The 16,813-nt window shown below is 32.5% G+C and carries 21 protein-coding genes; 9 read left to right on the forward strand and 12 right to left on the reverse strand.

The annotated features are described in order from the left end of the window. From MMJJ_RS02890 to MMJJ_RS02915, 6 genes are all read left to right on the forward strand, one after another. Positions 1-858 (forward strand): ATP-binding protein, encoded by an 858-nt coding sequence (locus MMJJ_RS02890; RefSeq protein ID WP_104837605.1) that lies wholly within the window; start codon positions 1-3, stop codon positions 856-858. After that, complete coding sequence (locus MMJJ_RS02895) at positions 855-1,700, forward strand: ATP-binding protein (RefSeq protein ID WP_104837606.1); 846 nt, start codon at positions 855-857, stop codon at positions 1,698-1,700. Before MMJJ_RS02890 ends, MMJJ_RS02895 begins: the two co-directional genes overlap by 4 nt. Before the next feature lie 156 nt (positions 1,701-1,856). Then, positions 1,857-2,141 carry a hypothetical protein gene (locus tag MMJJ_RS02900; protein ID WP_104837607.1) on the forward strand — a complete coding sequence of 95 codons (285 nt, stop codon included), beginning with the start codon at positions 1,857-1,859 and terminating at the stop codon, positions 2,139-2,141. Between the two features lie 33 nt (positions 2,142-2,174). Next, entirely contained in the window at positions 2,175-2,534 is a 360-nt protein-coding gene (locus tag MMJJ_RS02905; RefSeq protein WP_013998858.1) for a NifB/NifX family molybdenum-iron cluster-binding protein, read from the forward strand. 210 nt (positions 2,535-2,744) lie between these two features. Further along, a complete protein-coding gene (locus tag MMJJ_RS02910; protein WP_244901557.1) occupies positions 2,745-3,068 on the forward strand; it encodes a NifB/NifX family molybdenum-iron cluster-binding protein in 324 nt (107 codons plus the stop codon). Positions 3,069-3,274: 206 nt separating this feature from the next. After that, the gene (locus MMJJ_RS02915; RefSeq protein WP_104837609.1) at positions 3,275-3,511 is read left to right on the forward strand and encodes a hypothetical protein; all 237 of its coding nucleotides are present in this window, start codon (positions 3,275-3,277) and stop codon (positions 3,509-3,511) included. A gap of 94 nt (positions 3,512-3,605) precedes the next feature. On the opposite strand, the gene MMJJ_RS02920 is transcribed toward MMJJ_RS02915, so the two are convergent. From MMJJ_RS02920 to MMJJ_RS02945, 6 genes are all read right to left on the reverse strand, one after another. Next, positions 3,606-3,809, reverse strand: a complete 204-nt coding sequence (locus tag MMJJ_RS02920; protein ID WP_104837610.1) for a 30S ribosomal protein S27ae — start codon at positions 3,807-3,809, stop codon at positions 3,606-3,608. Position 3,810: 1 nt separating this feature from the next. Beyond that, positions 3,811-4,119 (reverse strand): 30S ribosomal protein S24e, encoded by a 309-nt coding sequence (locus MMJJ_RS02925; protein ID WP_104837611.1) that lies wholly within the window; start codon positions 4,117-4,119, stop codon positions 3,811-3,813. Between the two features lie 6 nt (positions 4,120-4,125). Further along, positions 4,126-4,602, reverse strand: coding sequence for a GTP-dependent dephospho-CoA kinase family protein (locus MMJJ_RS02930; RefSeq protein WP_104837612.1), 477 nt, complete (start codon positions 4,600-4,602; stop codon positions 4,126-4,128). 31 nt (positions 4,603-4,633) lie between these two features. After that, a complete protein-coding gene (spt4, locus tag MMJJ_RS02935; RefSeq protein WP_011170385.1) occupies positions 4,634-4,810 on the reverse strand; it encodes a transcription elongation factor subunit Spt4 in 177 nt (58 codons plus the stop codon). Between the two features lie 47 nt (positions 4,811-4,857). Then, on the reverse strand, positions 4,858-5,421 hold the full coding sequence (locus MMJJ_RS02940; RefSeq protein ID WP_104837613.1) for a DNA-directed RNA polymerase: 564 nt from the start codon (positions 5,419-5,421) through the stop codon (positions 4,858-4,860). Between the two features lie 155 nt (positions 5,422-5,576). Beyond that, the gene (locus MMJJ_RS02945) at positions 5,577-6,491 is read right to left on the reverse strand and encodes a dihydroorotate dehydrogenase (protein WP_104837614.1); all 915 of its coding nucleotides are present in this window, start codon (positions 6,489-6,491) and stop codon (positions 5,577-5,579) included. 93 nt (positions 6,492-6,584) lie between these two features. On the opposite strand from MMJJ_RS02945, the gene MMJJ_RS02950 reads away from it, so the two are divergent. Next, positions 6,585-7,376 (forward strand): epoxyqueuosine reductase, encoded by a 792-nt coding sequence (locus MMJJ_RS02950; RefSeq protein WP_104837615.1) that lies wholly within the window; start codon positions 6,585-6,587, stop codon positions 7,374-7,376. A 3-nt stretch (positions 7,377-7,379) separates the two neighbouring features. On the opposite strand, the gene MMJJ_RS02955 is transcribed toward MMJJ_RS02950, so the two are convergent. The 3 genes from MMJJ_RS02955 to MMJJ_RS02965 are packed head-to-tail and all read right to left on the reverse strand — an operon-like array spanning position 7,380 to position 10,026. Continuing rightward, entirely contained in the window at positions 7,380-8,483 is a 1,104-nt protein-coding gene (locus MMJJ_RS02955; RefSeq protein ID WP_104837616.1) for a glutamate-cysteine ligase family protein, read from the reverse strand. Then, positions 8,470-9,420 (reverse strand): ATP-grasp domain-containing protein, encoded by a 951-nt coding sequence (locus MMJJ_RS02960; RefSeq protein WP_104837617.1) that lies wholly within the window; start codon positions 9,418-9,420, stop codon positions 8,470-8,472. Before MMJJ_RS02960 ends, MMJJ_RS02955 begins: the two co-directional genes overlap by 14 nt. Beyond that, a complete protein-coding gene (locus MMJJ_RS02965) occupies positions 9,421-10,026 on the reverse strand; it encodes a RimK-like ATPgrasp N-terminal domain-containing protein (protein WP_104837618.1) in 606 nt (201 codons plus the stop codon). 266 nt (positions 10,027-10,292) lie between these two features. Here MMJJ_RS02965 and MMJJ_RS02970 point away from each other — a divergent pair, with 266 nt between their 5' ends. Further along, positions 10,293-10,541: a DUF378 domain-containing protein gene (locus MMJJ_RS02970; RefSeq protein ID WP_013998850.1), complete on the forward strand. Its 249-nt coding sequence runs from the start codon at positions 10,293-10,295 to the stop codon at positions 10,539-10,541. Positions 10,542-10,579: 38 nt separating this feature from the next. Here MMJJ_RS02970 and MMJJ_RS02975 read toward each other — a convergent pair whose 3' ends face one another. Both MMJJ_RS02975 and MMJJ_RS02980 read right to left on the reverse strand, forming a co-directional pair. Beyond that, positions 10,580-11,074, reverse strand: coding sequence for a flavodoxin family protein (locus MMJJ_RS02975; RefSeq protein ID WP_104837619.1), 495 nt, complete (start codon positions 11,072-11,074; stop codon positions 10,580-10,582). An 18-nt stretch (positions 11,075-11,092) separates the two neighbouring features. Continuing rightward, the gene (locus MMJJ_RS02980; protein WP_104837620.1) at positions 11,093-11,854 is read right to left on the reverse strand and encodes a TatD family hydrolase; all 762 of its coding nucleotides are present in this window, start codon (positions 11,852-11,854) and stop codon (positions 11,093-11,095) included. A gap of 170 nt (positions 11,855-12,024) precedes the next feature. Here MMJJ_RS02980 and MMJJ_RS02985 point away from each other — a divergent pair, with 170 nt between their 5' ends. After that, complete coding sequence (locus MMJJ_RS02985) at positions 12,025-13,326, forward strand: MBL fold metallo-hydrolase (RefSeq protein ID WP_104837621.1); 1,302 nt, start codon at positions 12,025-12,027, stop codon at positions 13,324-13,326. Between the two features lie 55 nt (positions 13,327-13,381). Here MMJJ_RS02985 and MMJJ_RS02990 read toward each other — a convergent pair whose 3' ends face one another. Beyond that, the gene (locus MMJJ_RS02990) at positions 13,382-16,747 is read right to left on the reverse strand and encodes a NosD domain-containing protein (protein WP_104837622.1); all 3,366 of its coding nucleotides are present in this window, start codon (positions 16,745-16,747) and stop codon (positions 13,382-13,384) included. Positions 16,748-16,813: the final 66 nt, after the last annotated feature.

Consider the following 16,813-nt stretch of genomic DNA (forward strand, 5'->3'; position numbering starts at 1 on the left):
ATGAATATTTCAATATTGAGTGGAAAAGGCGGAACTGGAAAGACCACAATATCTACAAATTTAAGCATTTTTCTCTCAGAAAATCATAAAAATGTTAGTTATTTTGATTTTGACGTGGAAGAGCCAAACGGGTTTATTTTTTTAAAACCGGGCATTGAAACTGAAAAGAAAGTCTTTAAAAAAGTTCCAAAAATCGATAAAGAATTATGTACAAACTGTGGAGAATGCAGTAAATTATGTAAATTTAACGCTATTTCAATAACTCCAAACAATTCAACAGTTTTTGAAAAATTATGCCACGACTGCGGGCTCTGCTACATTGCATGCCCTGTTCAAGCCATTTCAGAAATTTTACGGGAAATTGGAAAAATAGAATCCGGAAAATCTAAAGATATTCCGAATTTAAACGCGTTTCGGGGAGTTTTAAATATTGGTGAACCCTCAGGAGTTCCAGTCATATCTGCCTTGAAAAAATTTTTGGATGTTAATTCAATAAATATACTCGATGCGCCTCCTGGAAGTTCATGTAGTGTAATAAACACTGTTGAAGATAGCGACTATTCAATTCTTGTCACAGAACCAACCAAATTTGGGCTTCACGACTTAAAAATTGCAGTTGAAGTTTTGAGATACCTAAATATTCCATTTGGTGTTTTGATCAATAAATCAGATGAGTTTGACTTTATCATTGAAAATTACTGTGAAAATGAGAAAATCGATATTTTGGGAAAAATTCCATTTTCAAGAAATATTGCAAATAAATATTCAAAAGGGGACATCTTGATCAACTCGGATGTCGAATTTACAAAACATTTGCGAGATATTGCCTCTGAACTTGAAAAGAGGTTGATATTATGAAACAGATCGTCATAATAAGCGGAAAAGGCGGAACTGGAAAAACTACCATTTCATCTTCATTTTCAGAATTGATGAATAAAAGAAATATCGCAGACTGCGACGTTGAAGCTCCAAATTTACATTTAATGTTTGAAAATGAAATAATCAATACTAAAGAGTATATTGGATCCCAGACTGCAATCATTGATACTGAAAAATGTATTAAGTGTGAAAAATGCTTAGAATGTAGATTTGATGCAATAACACCTGAAATAAAAGTAAATCCGTTAAAATGCGAAGGATGTGGGTTATGTGAGTACGTTTGTCCTGCTGATGCTGTAAAAATGGTTGATAATATTACAGGGCATGTTTATTCTTGCAAAATCAAAGATGGGTATTTATCTTACGCAAAGCTAAATATTGGGGCAGAAGGTGCAGGAAAAGTTGTAACAGAAGTTAGGAAAAATTCCCTTGAAAATCAGGGTTTTGAAAATTTATTAATTGATGGATCTCCAGGAATAGGATGCGTTGTAATTGCATCGCTTACAGGTTGTGATTACGCAGTAGTTGTAACTGAACCAACTACATCAGGTCTTGATGATTTGAGCCGTGTTTTAGAACTTACCCAATTTTTTGATATTCAAAGCTATATAATAATCAATAAATACGACATTAACGAAGAAAAAACTTCCGAAATAATCGATTACTGTAAAAAATCAGGCTTTGAAATATTGGGAAAAGTTCCATTTGATAATACAGTAAATAAAGCAATTCAAAACGAATGTCCCATTGTAAATTACGACTGCCCTGCAGGTAATGAAATTAAAAGAATTTGGGATGATTTTTACGACAAACTCAAATAATTACTTTTTTTAACTTTTATCTAACCGATATTAATCTAAAAAACCTGTAATTTTAAAAAAGGTAGTATTATATAGTTGTTTTTCAATATAATGAAATATGCACATATGTGCGAAAATAATTATTATAAACATATGTTATGAAATGGGGTGAACCACATGGATTATAGACTACACAGAAACTGCATCTGCAGAAAATTATTAGGTACAACTGAATACGTAGGACTTGGAATTAGAAGGTTCTTTAGAATAGGATTAACTAACGAAGAAATCAAAAATATCATTAAAAGAGAAACAGGTAATGATATATCTGATGAAGAAGTAACTAATTTATCAAAAGGAATCTCTGAAGAAGATGTTATCGATGCTCGCGGAAGAAGAAACTTTTATGGTGCGGGCCGAGGTGGCAGAATGGGAAGGGGAATGGGAAGAGGGAGATTTTAATTATTTAACTTAATAAAAAAATAAGGCGATAATTTGAAAATAGCAATCCCAATACTTGATGAAAAAACAGTTTGTTCACACTTTGGAAAAACTCCATTTTTTATGATTTTTGAAGTAAACGAAAATAATGAAATAATTGGCTCAAAAAAAGTTGGAAACTCCCCATGCCACGGGGCTGCTCACGAAACTGAACAAGGTCACGGAGGACAGGGTCCTGGAAGTACAGTTCAAACACTTCTTTCCGAAGGCGTAAATGCAGTAGTTTTCGTAAACATGGGTCAAAGAAGCGTAAATGCACTTGGAAGCGTTGTTGAACTATATCAAACGTCTTTAGAAGATGTAGATGCAGTATTAAAAGAAGTTTTAAGCGGAAATTTAACAAAATTAAACTAATTTTAAAGTATTCTTTTTTTTAAATTTTTTAAATAAATACGATATATAAATTAAATTTTAAAAGATGATGATTTATCCAATTTTACACAATCAACAATCCTGCCCGCATAGTTGTAAAATATATTTAAATATATGAATAATGAGAGATATGCACTACAGAAATTTAAAAGAAAAAAGATTTTTTTAGATAATAAAAATCCGAGTGATAACTTGAAAATAGCGGTACCCGTATTTGAAAACAAAATCTGTGAACATTTTGGAAAAACTGCACTATTCTTAATTTTTGAACTTGACGAAAATTATGAAGTAATAAACATTTCAAGGGTTCAAAACACCCCTTGTGACGGCAACGGTGGAGGATCACCTATTGAAAATTTACTTCTTGAAAACCCTGATATAATAATATACAACACGATGGGTGAAAAAAGAATTGAAACCTTAAAAGACAGAGTAAAACTATACCAAACTAAAACTCAGGATATTAAATCAGCATTGAAAGAATTCCTAGATGAAATTTTAATCATAAATAAATAAAATTTTATTTTTAAAAGTCGTCATATTGACGATTAATTTAAGTTTAATCCGAATTATGCTTTTTTGACGAATAGTAAACTATAATTATAGCTTTTTAAAAATTATATCATACGGGTTAAATTACAATCTAAATGGTGAAATAATATCTATTTTATCGAGACTAATAAATAATAATTAGTGCCGTTAATGTAGAAATGGGGGGGACAATGGAACTAATTAACGTAATATGCCATTGGGCAATGTATGAAGACACGATAGACCTTAAAAAACCACCAAACTGGATTTTGGAGTATTTCAACCACAAATATCCTGAAGAAAGTTTGGAATTTTCAATGGATTTTCTTTGTATTCTTGGAAAATTTCAAAAATATCCTGAAACAAAAGTATATGTTCCAATAAAAAATGTCGGTAAAATCGCAGATGTTTTCGGGCTTTTAGATTAATTAAAAGTATAATTTCACTAAAATGATTTAAATTAAAAGTAATATTAAAAAAGAATTAAATAACGTTAGAAGAGTTTTAAGTTAGTAAAAGAAATTATTCTTCGCTTTCTGTTTTTTCATTCTTTTTGTATTCCATGTATCCACATTTTCCACATGAGAATCTGTTTAAGTGTTCAGCCATGAATACGCCTGCACCACATTTTGGGCATGCTTTTTTCAATCTTTCTACAGCGTTTCCTTCAACTTTGTAGTAATCTGATTTTTTTGTTGATGTTTTTGCACCTTTTTTAGCTGCCATATTATTCCTCCGCTACTTCAGCTTCTGCTTCTTCTTCAATTTTGTTTTTTTCTAAAACGGATTTTGTTTCGATTGTTGCCATTGCTTTTTCATCGTTGTAGATTTTTGCGTAACCTTCTGCTTCCAATTTACCAAAAATCTGATCTAATGTGTCAACTACGAGAACTTGTTTGTTTGCGTTTAAAACTGCAACAAGTTTCATTTTTACATCTTTGATTGAAGGGGTAGCTGCATCAAATGATACTGTGAATTTTATTTCCCTTCTGTGTAATAATGGGTTATTTCTGTCTGAGATAATGCTTATATCCATATCCATTCACCTTTCTTCCATTTCTTTTAGAAGTTTTTCAATTTTCTGTTTCAGTTCGTCTGTGATTTTTAACAGTACCATGCCTTCATCAGGCTGTCCGTAAATGACTGAGGTATCCTCGGGGAAGTACTTGATTACAGGTATTGTAAGTAAGTCTTCTTCACCCTTAATGATTAAAGCCATATCTCTATCATGTATGGTGGAAAGGTATTTAATCCTTTCTATGGCTTCATCAGAAATGCACCCTTGAGGATTTTCAACCTCAAAAATTGTTTTAAATTTGTGAGGGATGTCAACAGGAATATTTCTTTTAGTTTTAAAGTCCAAAATTGATAAGTCTGGTATTATACCATTCGATAAAAGGTGTTTTGTGGTAACATCACCTATAGAAACGACCTTTCCTTCTATACTGGGAAGTTCCTTATATACTTTTCCGAAAGGTTTTTTCAATTCGTGAGCTACTTTGTCGGTTAATAAATACATAAAAGGTCACTATAACAAAAATAAAATTAAGTTATTTAACGCTCAGCGCATATTTTCCTTTTATATCAATTCCTGCTTTTTTTGCTACTTCGGAGTTGTGAGGATCGAGTACGATTAATAAACCTCTAACGTTATCTGAAGTATCAAATCCACAAATCGGGCAGGTATCTTCTTTTGTGATGTATTTGCATCTTAAACATGCATTCATTTAAATTCACCTCAAATTAAAATTAAATAGAAATAATGGTGAAAAAATTAATTTTCTTCACTTAGTGTTTCGTTTTCATCTTCGAGCCATTCAAGTCTTCCAAGACCGTTCTGTCTCATTGTTAAAGCAATTTTACTGCCTCTTTTCTTCTCTTCTCTTAAACTTACTGCAACAATTCTAGCTCTTACTTTGTCGCCTTTTTCTAAAACTTTGCCTGTTTCTTTTCCAACGATTGCTTCTCTTTTTGGGTCAAAGCTTACGAAGTCATCCATAATTTGTGAAATGTGGATTAAACCGTCAAGAGGGCCAAGTCTTACAAAAGCACCGAACTCAACAACATCAACGATTTCTCCGTCAACTACTTCCTGGAGTTCTGGAACGTAAGTAAGCACATTAAATTCTGTTTCGTGGTATGCTGCACCGTCTCCGTAAATTATGCTTCCGTCACTTACGTTATCCACATCAACGATTGAAAGGATAAATCCGATGTCCTTATCAAGAATTCCTTCGTATTTTTCCATTAAAACCCTTTTTACGTTTTCGCTTAACGGGTTCCCAAACATTTTAGGAGGAATTCTCACGGTATCAGAAATTTTTAAAATTTTGTACAAATAACCACCTCAGTAGCAGATTAAACTTTTAAAACAGTTGAGATAACGAAATATTTTAAAATAATAAAACAGTTTCACTATATATATTCTCGTTTTTGGTATATAAATTCTACGCACGAGTTTTATAATTCTTAAAATCGGATAAAAATTAAAAATTATTTCTGAGCAATTCCGATGATATCTGACATTTTTAAATCTTTTTTCAGGAGGTATTCTTCAATTTCGTTATTTATCTTTTGGAATATATCGTATCCTCGGTAATAAACTCCAGTTCCAACCTGAACTGCTGATGCTCCTGCCATCATAAATTCTATTGCGTCAGCACCTGTAGTAATTCCACCAACACCAATTACTGGCACATCCACTGCTGAACATATATCATAAACGTTTTTTACTGCAATTGGTTTTATTGCTTTTCCACTCATTCCGCCAACTTTATTCCCCAGAATTGGAACACCTGACTCGATATCAATTACCATTCCAGGACCAAGCGTGTTTATTGCAACAATTCCATCAGCTCCAGCATTTACAACTGCGCTTGCAATTTCTTTTATATCAGTTACATTTGGAGTTAATTTTGCAATAACTGGGATATCTGAAACGTCTTTTACTGCCGATACCACATTTTTACAAAGGCAGGGATCCTGACCGATTGATGAACCATATCCTCCACCTGCATGAGGGCATGAAATGTTTAATTCCAAAACATCCACATGTGTTGCAATTACTTCAGCAGCTTTTTGAAATTCAGAATCGTTTTTACCGTAAATTGAACCGATAATTTTAACATTCATTCTTTTCATTTCATCTTTTATTCGTTCAATTTCTCCAGCATATTCATCTGCACCAGGATTTGGAAGTCCCATCGCATTTAAAAAGCCACCTTCAACTTCAACCATTGTTGGATTGTTGTGACCGGGCTTTTTTTCAATTCCAACAGATTTGGTACATACTGCGCCTGCACCGTTTTTTGCCATCCTTTTTAGGGCACTTCCAGTTTCCCCCATGACGCCTGCTGCAAGAAATACTGGATTTTTAAATTCAATATCCCAAAGTTTAGTTTTTAGCATCTGAAATCTCCCGATATTTTTGAATATATTTTATAATAAGACATATAAAAAACTAAAGAATCAGATAATTATGTTTATAAATCGGTGGAAATTATGGAAAATTTAATTGAAAATCTTATTATTGAATTTGTAAAAAATTACTCAAAAGAACACGACACGAAAACTAAGTGGCTGACCCCAATTGTAGGATTTGCGGATTCCAATGATCCTGAATTTTTAGAATTAAAGCAAGTCATTTCAGAAAAACATTTAACTCCAAAAGAAGTTTTAAGCAACTCAAAAAGTGTAATATGCTACTTTTTGCCTTTCGAAAAAGAAATTAATCTTGGAAATGTACACCCGGGACTTGCGTCTGAAGATTGGGCCATTTCTTACGTTGAAACGAACAATATGATAGAAAAATTAAACGATTATCTCTCTGAAAAATTAGGTGAGATGAACCATACTTGCTCAAAAATTCCACCAACACACAATTTTGACAAAGAAAAACTGATAAGCTACTGGTCACACAGGCACGTTGCAAAAATTGCAGGGTTAGGTACCTTTGGAATAAACAATATGTTAATTACTGAAAAGGGATGTAACGGCAGATTTGGAAGTTTAATTACATCTGCAAAATTAAAACCTAGTGAAAAACCAGATTATGAATACTGTTTGTATAAGTATAATGGTTCTTGCAAACTTTGCATTGAAAAATGTGAAAAAGAAGCGTTAAAAATAAACGAATTTAATCGAAAGGAATGTTATAACGTATGTTTAGCAAATCAAAAAGTTTATGAAAAATATGGAGTTGCAGACGTTTGTGCAAAATGTTTGTGCAATGTTCCATGTTCGTTTATAAATCCTGCAAAAAAATTAAATGATAAATTAAAAAATAGAAAATAAAAGTTAAAACATTGTTTTATTTTCCCTTAAACAGATTTCTGCTTCATTTAATATTTTTGAAATATCTTTTTCGGAATTATATTTTTTAAGAATAACTTCTGAAAGATTCCCGTTTTGAATCCTGTTTTGAATATGGATTAAATAAGCTTTTTCTTCATTAGTTGCAACGGAAAATGCTTTTTTATAGAGGGATTCTAATTCTGCTTTTAATTTCTTTGTTCCTGATTTTATTGCAATATTTGTTAATTCAATTATTGTTTCATCGTCTTCTGCTACTTTTAAATCATTAATTCTTAAAAGACAGTTTATAAATGCTGAAAAAGCCATATCTGCATAAATGGATTCCTGTTCATCCATTATTTTTATTTCAACACATTTTCTTTCACGCCTTATAATTAAAGCCCTTGAATTTACCCATTCTTCACATAAAACTTCTGCATCTTTTTTTCTAAGTTCTACGTACATTTTTTCAAGGAGTTTTTCATAATCAGAAGATTTTTCAAGTTTTTCAGGTATTAAATTTCCGCAGATTTCGGGAATTTCTTTCTGGTTTTGTTTGTAATACAAAAGCCGGTTGTCCATATATCCTGTAACTTTTCCTTCGACTATCGGGGAGGATGCAGTTACTGCTACAAGGTAGGGTAAAATCGTTCGAAGCTTGTTGTGCTTTCTAACGAGGTCATCTTCGGTTGAATATTCTATATTTACCTGTAAGGCCTGAATATTCATCCAACCGTGCTGTCTTAAGTTAAATACTCTATCGTATGTATCGAAAACTTCCCTTTCATCGTGGTTCCAAAATGAAGTTTCTGATAAATTTAAAATAGGGTTCATTCCAAGCCCTATCAATTTGTATTTATTATTGGTCTTTTCGTAAAAACTTTTTAAACCCTTAAAAATCTGATTTTCAAGATTTGAAATACTTTCTGAAGGACTAATTGGTTTAAATTCTATTACGTGTTTTTGTAATTCCTTTGAAATGCCGACAGTTCCAAAAGAAAATTCATTCTGTATTTTTCCAGAAATTTCTTCAATTATTAAATCGGAAACTGGCATTGCTTTTAAATCGGGATTGTTGATGGAATATTCGTGTTCAGTTCCTATCATTTGCTACACCATCTGGATCGATTACTTCTGAAAACTTCATTTTTCCGTCTGAAAATTTCTGCCTCGAATCATTCATAATATACGATACAATTTTAGAATACGCTTCAGGGTAAAATTCATCTTCTGTTGTTTCAAGAGATGGGTTATCATTTACCTCAATTACATAAACGTTTCCAGCATTTTCTTTTAAATCAACACCGTAAAGACCAGTTCCAACTGCATTTGCAGCTTTTAAAGCTGTTGTTATAACCTCGTTTGGAACTTCATCGAACATTACACTTTCAACGGTACAGTATACCCTGTGCCCGTCTACGCAGTCATGTATTTTGAAGGTCTCTTTTGGAATCAAGTATTTGCAGGCATAAATTACTTCGCCATTTAAAATTCCAACTCTCCAGTCAAATCGGGTTTCTACAAATTCTTGTGCAACCAATACATCTGAAAGCCTCAAAAATCTAGAAGCTACTTTTGAAAATTCTTCTAAAGTGTTTACTTTTTCAACCCGCATTGAAAAGGAAGTCGATGGCTCTTTTAAAATTAAAGGCAGTCCAATTTCTTCAACAATTCCTTTTAAATTTTCAGGTTTATTCTCAGATTTTCTTAAAAATTTAGTTTTTGGAAGAGTTACGTTATTTTTTATCATGTGCAGATACATGTTTATCTTGTCGGCACATATTTGAATGGATTTTGAATCATCTATCACTTTTACGCCGTTTAATTCTGCGATTCTGGATGCCACGTAGCTTATATTCATTGGGTCAGTTTTGGATCGTATAAAAAGGCCGTCCAGTGTTTTTATTTTGTGTATTTCGTTTGGGAATAAAAAATAAAATTCATGGCCCATTGATTCTGCAATATCTCGGAATCTGATTAAAGATTGGAGTTGATTTGAACTACTAAGGGTTTGTCTATCAACAAACACTCCAAATTTTCCCATTTAATCCACCAACAAGGTCTTTTCGATCATTGATTTTTCTTCTTTTGAAAGTTTTGATACATTTACCGGGGATATCGACGAAAGGAATATTTTATCGTCAATAATTACAAATAACGCATTAATTAGCGGTATTTTAAAAGTTTGATAGATTTTATTTGCTATTTGTTTTATATTTTCATTTTCCGTGCATACCTCCCCAAAAAATATTGAAAAATTAGCTATTTCAAAATTTTCGGGAACTTTTTGGTAGCATAACGGATATTTTCCACAATTTGTTACGTGTTTTGATATCTTTCTTGATTCTTCTCGATTTTTAACGATATAATATGTTGAAGGATCTGAAAAATAATTTACTGAATAAACGATTGAAGGATTTGGAACGTCGCCTGAAGATATTTCCCATTGTAAAATAGGAATTCCTGCAAGTTCTGCCCGTGTAAGTGCTACTGGAACAATATATGCATCCAGTACATCGTTACTACTTGGAAAAACCTTATTTTTTCCAGATATCTCTTTTGATATCAGTTTGTAATAACTTTCAGTTTTGTAAAAATAATCTTTGCTTATAACACAGTCTATTCCGTCTTTTATTGTTGTATGAGACATTTTATTCAAAAAAAACCCTTTTTTTGGAATAAACTCACCTTCATTGCTGTTTTAAAGGCCCGACACTCCCCCACAATATAATCGAAGTATCATGATTCCTACAACATTAGAATATATAAATTTATGTAATTTGAAAAATCGATTTAAAACAGTTTTTTTGTAAATTAACGGCCTAAAAACGTTAAAATCATGTGAATGTATATTAACCCTTTTGAAAATAGAATATATTGAGGCCGAAAAAGCCATGCATAAATCGAGGGGGTATTATGGAAGGTGAACATCATATTGAAAAAAGACCCAGTATTGTCTCACGAACCCACTCAAGAAAAGATGCGTTAGATTGGGTATCTATTGTTTTGGTAATAATTGGGGGACTTAACTGGGGGCTTGTCGGAGCTTTTAATATAGACCTTATTCAGGTAGTATTTGGAAGTTTTCCGTCAGTTGCAAGAATTCTATATATTCTTGTTGGACTATCTGCAATATACATGATTTACTATGCTTCAAAAACCTAAAAAAAATATTAAAATAATTTATTTTTAATTTTTAAGAGTTAATCTTCTTTTGAACGGTACATTGTAGTTAACCATTCTTTTACATAATTTTCAGTTTCTGCCTTGTGGTTTAAAACATCTAAAAATACGGTTCCACCAATAAGTTCATTATCAACAAGCTCTTTTTTCATGTTTTCAAGCGTACTTCCAATGGTCTTTCCCGCAGTACAGAATACCGCAACTTTTTTTCCAGCGAATTTGTATTTTGAAAAAAAGGTCTTTAAAGGAGCGGCCATATTTCCAGCCCATACGGGAGTTCCAATAAATATTGTGTCGTATTCGTCCAGATTTAAGGATATTTCTTTTATTTCAGGCATTTTTTTAAACATTAAAAATCTGCCAAGTTCTAAAAACATTGATAATCCTTTTTTTGGAATTTCTGTTACAGTTTCAATTTTTAACAAATCTGCCCCGGTGTTTTCTGAAATAAGATTTGCTACATACTCAGTATTTTCAAAAAGTGAGTAGTATATCACAAGTTTTTTTTCATCCATATATTTCCCCTCGTTTAATTAGTTAATTTTAAATAAATCTGCTGCATTATTATGTGAAACTGCAGTTATTACCTTTTCATCAAATCCTGCCATTTTTAATTTTAAAACAGTTTTTGGAACTCCAAGTATATCTGATGGTGCCGAAGAACTATCACTATTTAATAAAAATCTCTTTTCACAGTACTCCCCAAGTATTTCAACTGCATCATTTGGAGTTAATTTTTGAGGCTGAACAGTAATTCCAAGTTTATAATCATTTTCCCAGATTATTGGCACAGTTTCTTTTGTAACGTGTTCTATTATTATTTTTTTCTTAAAATCGATTGGTAAATCCATAGTATCGAGAACTTCAATAATATTTTTTGTTACAGCTTCTTTGTTAGTTCTTGGAGTGTGAACTACTGCTGGAAGGTTCATTTCTCTTGCAATGGTTATTTGGTTTTCAAAAACTTCAATTTCTTCTTTACTGCATTTTTCAAGCCCGATTTCCCCAACACCAACGACATTTTCTTTTTTCAAATATTCTTTCAAAACATCGTAATCGATTTTTGGAGGAATTGCTCTTGGGTGAATTCCAATACATGCTTTCATTTTTAAACCGTTTTTTCGCGCTTTTGCTATTTCATTGCCCAATATTTTGTCGAAATAGTCAAGCGCAACATCAAACGATCTCATTTTTAAAGGATCGTGTGCATGCGTTATAACGCAGTCAAAAACAGTTGCCATCAATTCAAAATCTTCGTAAGGTCTTGTATCGGCGTGTACGTGGGAATCAATCATTAAATCACCCATTTGATAGTTATTAATTTTAAATTTAAAACAAAGTATAATTTTTAAGCCTGAATTATCTACAACAATAATTTTAATACATTTCTATTCTAATTTTGTTTTTACCCCTTTATATACCTTATAAAACATAATTGACAGTATTCATTTTGAGAGGCGGTAGAATGGAACTTTGTTTTAGAGGCGGTGCTTGTGAAGTTGGAAGAAGTTGCGTAGAACTCAAAACCGAAAAAAGTACAGTTTTATTTGACTGCGGGGTAAAATTATCCCCTGAAGAATCAGAATACCCGATTTTAGATAATTTAAATGCAGACTGTGTCTTTGCGTCACACGCTCACCTCGACCACACTGGCGGAATCCCCTTACTTATCCGAAAAGGTATGGTTCCTGCAATTTATGCTACAGAAGTTACAAAAGCAATATCTAAGGAATTATTAAGAGATTCCATTAAAATTGCAGGTGCAGAAGGGCAGGATATCCCCTATGATAAAGCAGATGTTAATAAATCATTAAATCTGTTTAGAAAAGCTAGATACAATCATCCAAAAGATTTCAAAGATTTTGAATTTGAATTTTTTAATGCAGGGCACATTCCTGGAAGTTCAACAATATCCTTAAATTACGGCGGAAAACGAGTAGTTTATACAGGAGACACCAAAGTAAGCGATACAGACCTTGTAAAAGGAGCGGACCTGTCATACACAAAAGAAGATATCGCTTGTTTGATTGTTGAATCAACATATGGTGATAAAAATCAGGAAAATAGGGCGGATGCAGAAAAAAATTTTATAAACAAAATAAAAGAAACTCTTGAAAGAGGTGGAATTCCACTAGTTCCTGTATTTGCGGTCGATAGAAGTCAAGAAATATTAATGATATTAAATAAACATGATTTTGGAGTTCCAGTATACTTTGACGGCCTTGGAAGGAAAATTACAAGAATAATGCTGCAGTACCCTAAATTTTTGAATCACCCCGACGATTTGAAAGCTGCCTTTTTAAATGTAATAGAAGTTGAATCAAAAGACAGGCCAAAAATAATAAAAGAAATTAAACAAAACGGTGGAATAATTGTAAGTACGGCAGGAATGCTTGAAGGAGGGCCGATAATTCCATACATACACGAATTTATGGAAGATCCAAAAAATTCATTAATATTCACAGGATATCAGGTTGAAGAAACTGCTGGAAGAAAGTTGCTTGAAACCGGAAAAATTGAAATTGGCGAATTTGATATTGAGCCAAAATTAGAAATTGCTTCATACCAATTTTCTGCACATGGTGAAATGGACGAATTAAGGGAAATTGTAAAAAAAGCAAACCCTGAAGTACTCGTAATCCAACACGGTGAAGAAGAAGTTGTAAATGTATTTAAAGATTGGGCCGTTTTAGAAGGGTTCAATGAAAATAGAGTATTTACTCCAAAAATAGGAGATAAAATAAATTTAACTGAATTTTTAAAATAATCATACTATTTTTTAAATTTTTAAAAAGAAAAAAGAAAATATTTTTTTAATTAAGTTATTCAACAACTACTGGCCCATTTGCGGTCCATTCGACCATGATTGGTCCGTCTGGAAGTTCATCCAAAGTTTTAAAGTATTCTAAAGCAGCTTGTGTTCCTAATCTATCTGAACCTGCAATATATACAATAGTGTAGCTTTTAACGATTTTTCCAGAATTGTCCTGAATAGTCATAACTTGAATAACCCCTTTGTTTTCTCCAGGGTAGTCGTTTGAAATTGGCATTTCAAACTGATCGTTGTATTCTCTCGCAAATGGATTTGCTTTTGGTCCGCCAACAATTACTGCATTTCCAGAAATTTTGAATCCTTCTGCATTTTGTATTCTTTCTCTTAATTCTTCAGCAAATTGCTGATCGATTTCGTTTCCAAAGAGCACTGTTGCACTTGAAACGAAGTTTTTAATAACTTTTGAGTCTATTTCATCTGAAATATCTGAATCGTAACTTCTTCCACCGCCACCGGAAGATCTTGTTGTATGGGTTGTTACTGGCGTGTAAGGAATAAGATCAATTCCCCACATTCCAATTAATGGTGCTGTATCGTTTTCTAAATAGTCGCTCTCATCGTCACATCCATATAGATAATAAGTATCCCCGATTCCATTTGCATCTGCGTCTGTTCCACTGTAATCAGACCAGTAGTTTCCAAGGAAATTACTGTAACTATTTCCGTTGTATTTATATTCAATTTTAAAAGGACTTAAGAAACTGTTTTTTCCAGTTTCTCCAGGAGTTATGCCCGAAATATTTACTGTATCTGTGTAGATAAAGTTGTTTAAGTAAATATTACATCCTGTGACTTCATCGCCAATTATTAGAGGATATTCTGATGAATAGACCGTATTGTAAGAGATATTTGAATAGTCTTCATCACAATCATCTAAACGAATACCATATTCACTTGCAAGAACAGTGTTGTTGAAGACTGTTGCGTAAGCTCCTTCACCCTCCCCATCAAAATCGATTGCATAATCGCTTGAGTTTGTTACAGTGTTGGATGAAATTATGGTATACAATCCGCAGGTGTATATCTCGTCTTCCACGGTGTTATTGGCGAGTGTGTTGTAATCTCCGTAAACGTAAATATAATCAGTTATTATGTTTGATGAGATTGTGTTATTATTCGAAAGATACTCCCAATCGCCCTCCATATCAATATAATCTACAGTGTTTGATGAGATTTTATTATTGTCTCCGATTAGTTCAATAGAGTTTACCGTGTTATTGAATATTATTGAATTATTTAATCCATCGTCATATGCTAAATAAAATCTATTTTCCACAGTATTGGTGGAAATCGTATTATATTCTCCGCTAACTTCAACATCATACGCAGTGTTTGAAGAAATCGTGTTATACTCCCCGTAAACTCCAACATACTGTGCAGTGTTTGAAGATACATTTGAATTTGAAGCTGTTATGTAAATACTGCTTGAAGTCATTAAATTTTTAACAGTTACATTTTCAAGCATGTTTTCAGTATTTGAATAGACTACGTAGTCTCCAGTCTTATTTAACCAGTGATTGTTTCCATCAAAAGTTACATTATCAGATTCAATCACTATAAACTTATAAATTGATGAATCGTTTACATAATCGCAGTCCAGTATGTAGTAACCCGGGGTAGTAATTACGACGTATGCACTACCGCCTCCAGTATAAGGACTTACGCTTGTAAAGTTTTCTTCAGTAATATGGATCATTCCATCATTGTAATCCACTTTTGGAGCATTTGATGTAAGATCTACACCCCAAATTCCAGCAAGTGGTTTTGTATCGTTTGTATAGTTTTCTGTGTATGGCGTATCGATTATACCGTCACCATTCGTATCAGCTTCTAAATATCCAGCCCAGTAGTTTCCAAGAACGCCCGAGTATGGATTTCCATTGTAATAATAAGTTATATTTTCACTTGAAACAAAATAGTTGTTTGTTCCGTTGTTTATTAATCCATCAATGTTGTTTTGGTAGAATCTAACGCCTTGACAGTGTATAATATCTATTGCGTAAGATTGCTCTGATGTGATGTTATTTCTATAAATATTTGAGTTAGGTCCAGATAACCAGTAAGAAAGTTTAATTGCTTCAGAACCTTCACCAGCTACAGTAATATTGTTATCGTAGAATTCATAATTTCCAGAATCGCCAGAAAGATAAATACCAAATGCTTGGCTACCTGAGATTGTGAAATTATTACCATATAATTCATTATTGTTAAAGTCTGAATTGGGGTATAACCCGCACGGCTTATTTCCGGTTAAGGTTATTGTATTGTTAGCCATTATTGTGTTGGTAAAATCGTCGTTACAGAATATACCGTAAGATTCAGTAACACCTTCACCTTTGAGTGTATTTCCTGAAATCGTGTTTGTTGCAATATTTTCATAAGCATAAATACCGTAAGCATTCTTATTAGAAGAGTTAACTGTAATGTTATTTCCAGTAATTGTGCTAGTTAATATGCTGCCATAATCATAAATCCCATAAGTATCTACTGCTTCAGAAATCGCAGATATTACATTTTTTGAGATATTTGTATTTACTATGTCATCGTATACGCAAATGCCCATAGAATTAGATGGAGCATCCGTATTAATTATATTTCCAGTAATTGTGCTATCTTGAATATACCCTTTCGCCCAAAGACCTACTGAATACTCTCCATTGGTATTGGCAGTAATATTATTTCCAGTAATTGTGCTATCTTGAATATACCCATCTACGTAAAAACTAATAGAATGATAAGCAGAATTAGCTGTAATGTTATTTTCTGAAATTGTACTATTTATCATATGAATATAAGAATAAATACCATAAGCTTCCGTCAAAGCGTCTGTAGTGCCTGTAATTGTATTTTCCATAATGGTTGTGTTAATCATACTGTCTAAACTGTAAATACAGTAAACAGTGCCTACAGAAGAGTTAGCTGTAAGCGTATTTCTCAAAATCGTGAGTTCATACGAATTTGCAATATCTACTGCAATACTCGTAGAATTTATAACTGAATTTTCCACTTTTGATGAATCTGTGTCGTGGAAATAAACACCGTAAGAAAATCCATTCGAAGCTATGTTTTGAATAGTAATGTTTTTGGAATTTTCAACATTTATAAAATAGGTTCCACTTCCAGAACCGTTAATTGAAAATCCATTACCCTCTATTGTAATATTTTCTCCGGTGATATTTATCCCGTTTAATCCAGTAATATTTACATTTTCAGTTAAATAATAAGTTCCAGGATAAGAAATACTCACAGTTCCTGAATCAAAATCGCTTTGCTCTAAATCATAATTAATATCCACTGCATTAACGCCCCCTAGCGCGAAAAGCAGTAGTAAAAATAATAAACATTTTTTTATCAAGTGTTCACCCCGAACATTTTAATACATGCCTAAAAATATGTTAAATATTTGAGAGTTATGATTTTT

It is taken from the genome of Methanococcus maripaludis (assembly GCF_002945325.1).
GTDB lineage: Archaea > AGJL01 > Methanococci > Methanococcales > Methanococcaceae > Methanococcus > Methanococcus maripaludis.

Excerpts from the sequence above, each read along its gene's own strand:
- MMJJ_RS02890 (WP_104837605.1), top strand. The coding sequence starts at position 1 with ATGAATATTTCAATATTGAGTGGAAAAGGCGGAACTGGAAAGACCACA.
- MMJJ_RS02895 (WP_104837606.1), top strand. The coding sequence starts at position 855 with ATGAAACAGATCGTCATAATAAGCGGAAAAGGCGGAACTGGAAAAACT.
- MMJJ_RS02900 (WP_104837607.1), top strand. The coding sequence starts at position 1,857 with ATGGATTATAGACTACACAGAAACTGCATCTGCAGAAAATTATTAGGT.
- MMJJ_RS02915 (WP_104837609.1), top strand. The coding sequence starts at position 3,275 with ATGGAACTAATTAACGTAATATGCCATTGGGCAATGTATGAAGACACG.
- MMJJ_RS02920 (WP_104837610.1), bottom strand. The coding sequence starts at position 3,809 with ATGGCAGCTAAAAAAGGTGCAAAAACATCAACAAAAAAATCAGATTAC.
- MMJJ_RS02925 (WP_104837611.1), bottom strand. The coding sequence starts at position 4,119 with ATGGATATAAGCATTATCTCAGACAGAAATAACCCATTATTACACAGA.
- MMJJ_RS02930 (WP_104837612.1), bottom strand. The coding sequence starts at position 4,602 with ATGTATTTATTAACCGACAAAGTAGCTCACGAATTGAAAAAACCTTTC.
- spt4 (WP_011170385.1), bottom strand. The coding sequence starts at position 4,810 with ATGAATGCATGTTTAAGATGCAAATACATCACAAAAGAAGATACCTGC.
- MMJJ_RS02945 (WP_104837614.1), bottom strand. The coding sequence starts at position 6,491 with ATGCTAAAAACTAAACTTTGGGATATTGAATTTAAAAATCCAGTATTT.
- MMJJ_RS02950 (WP_104837615.1), top strand. The coding sequence starts at position 6,585 with ATGGAAAATTTAATTGAAAATCTTATTATTGAATTTGTAAAAAATTAC.
- MMJJ_RS02955 (WP_104837616.1), bottom strand. The coding sequence starts at position 8,483 with ATGATAGGAACTGAACACGAATATTCCATCAACAATCCCGATTTAAAA.
- MMJJ_RS02960 (WP_104837617.1), bottom strand. The coding sequence starts at position 9,420 with ATGGGAAAATTTGGAGTGTTTGTTGATAGACAAACCCTTAGTAGTTCA.
- MMJJ_RS02965 (WP_104837618.1), bottom strand. The coding sequence starts at position 10,026 with ATGTCTCATACAACAATAAAAGACGGAATAGACTGTGTTATAAGCAAA.
- MMJJ_RS02970 (WP_013998850.1), top strand. The coding sequence starts at position 10,293 with ATGGAAGGTGAACATCATATTGAAAAAAGACCCAGTATTGTCTCACGA.
- MMJJ_RS02975 (WP_104837619.1), bottom strand. The coding sequence starts at position 11,074 with ATGGATGAAAAAAAACTTGTGATATACTACTCACTTTTTGAAAATACT.
- MMJJ_RS02980 (WP_104837620.1), bottom strand. The coding sequence starts at position 11,854 with ATGATTGATTCCCACGTACACGCCGATACAAGACCTTACGAAGATTTT.
- MMJJ_RS02985 (WP_104837621.1), top strand. The coding sequence starts at position 12,025 with ATGGAACTTTGTTTTAGAGGCGGTGCTTGTGAAGTTGGAAGAAGTTGC.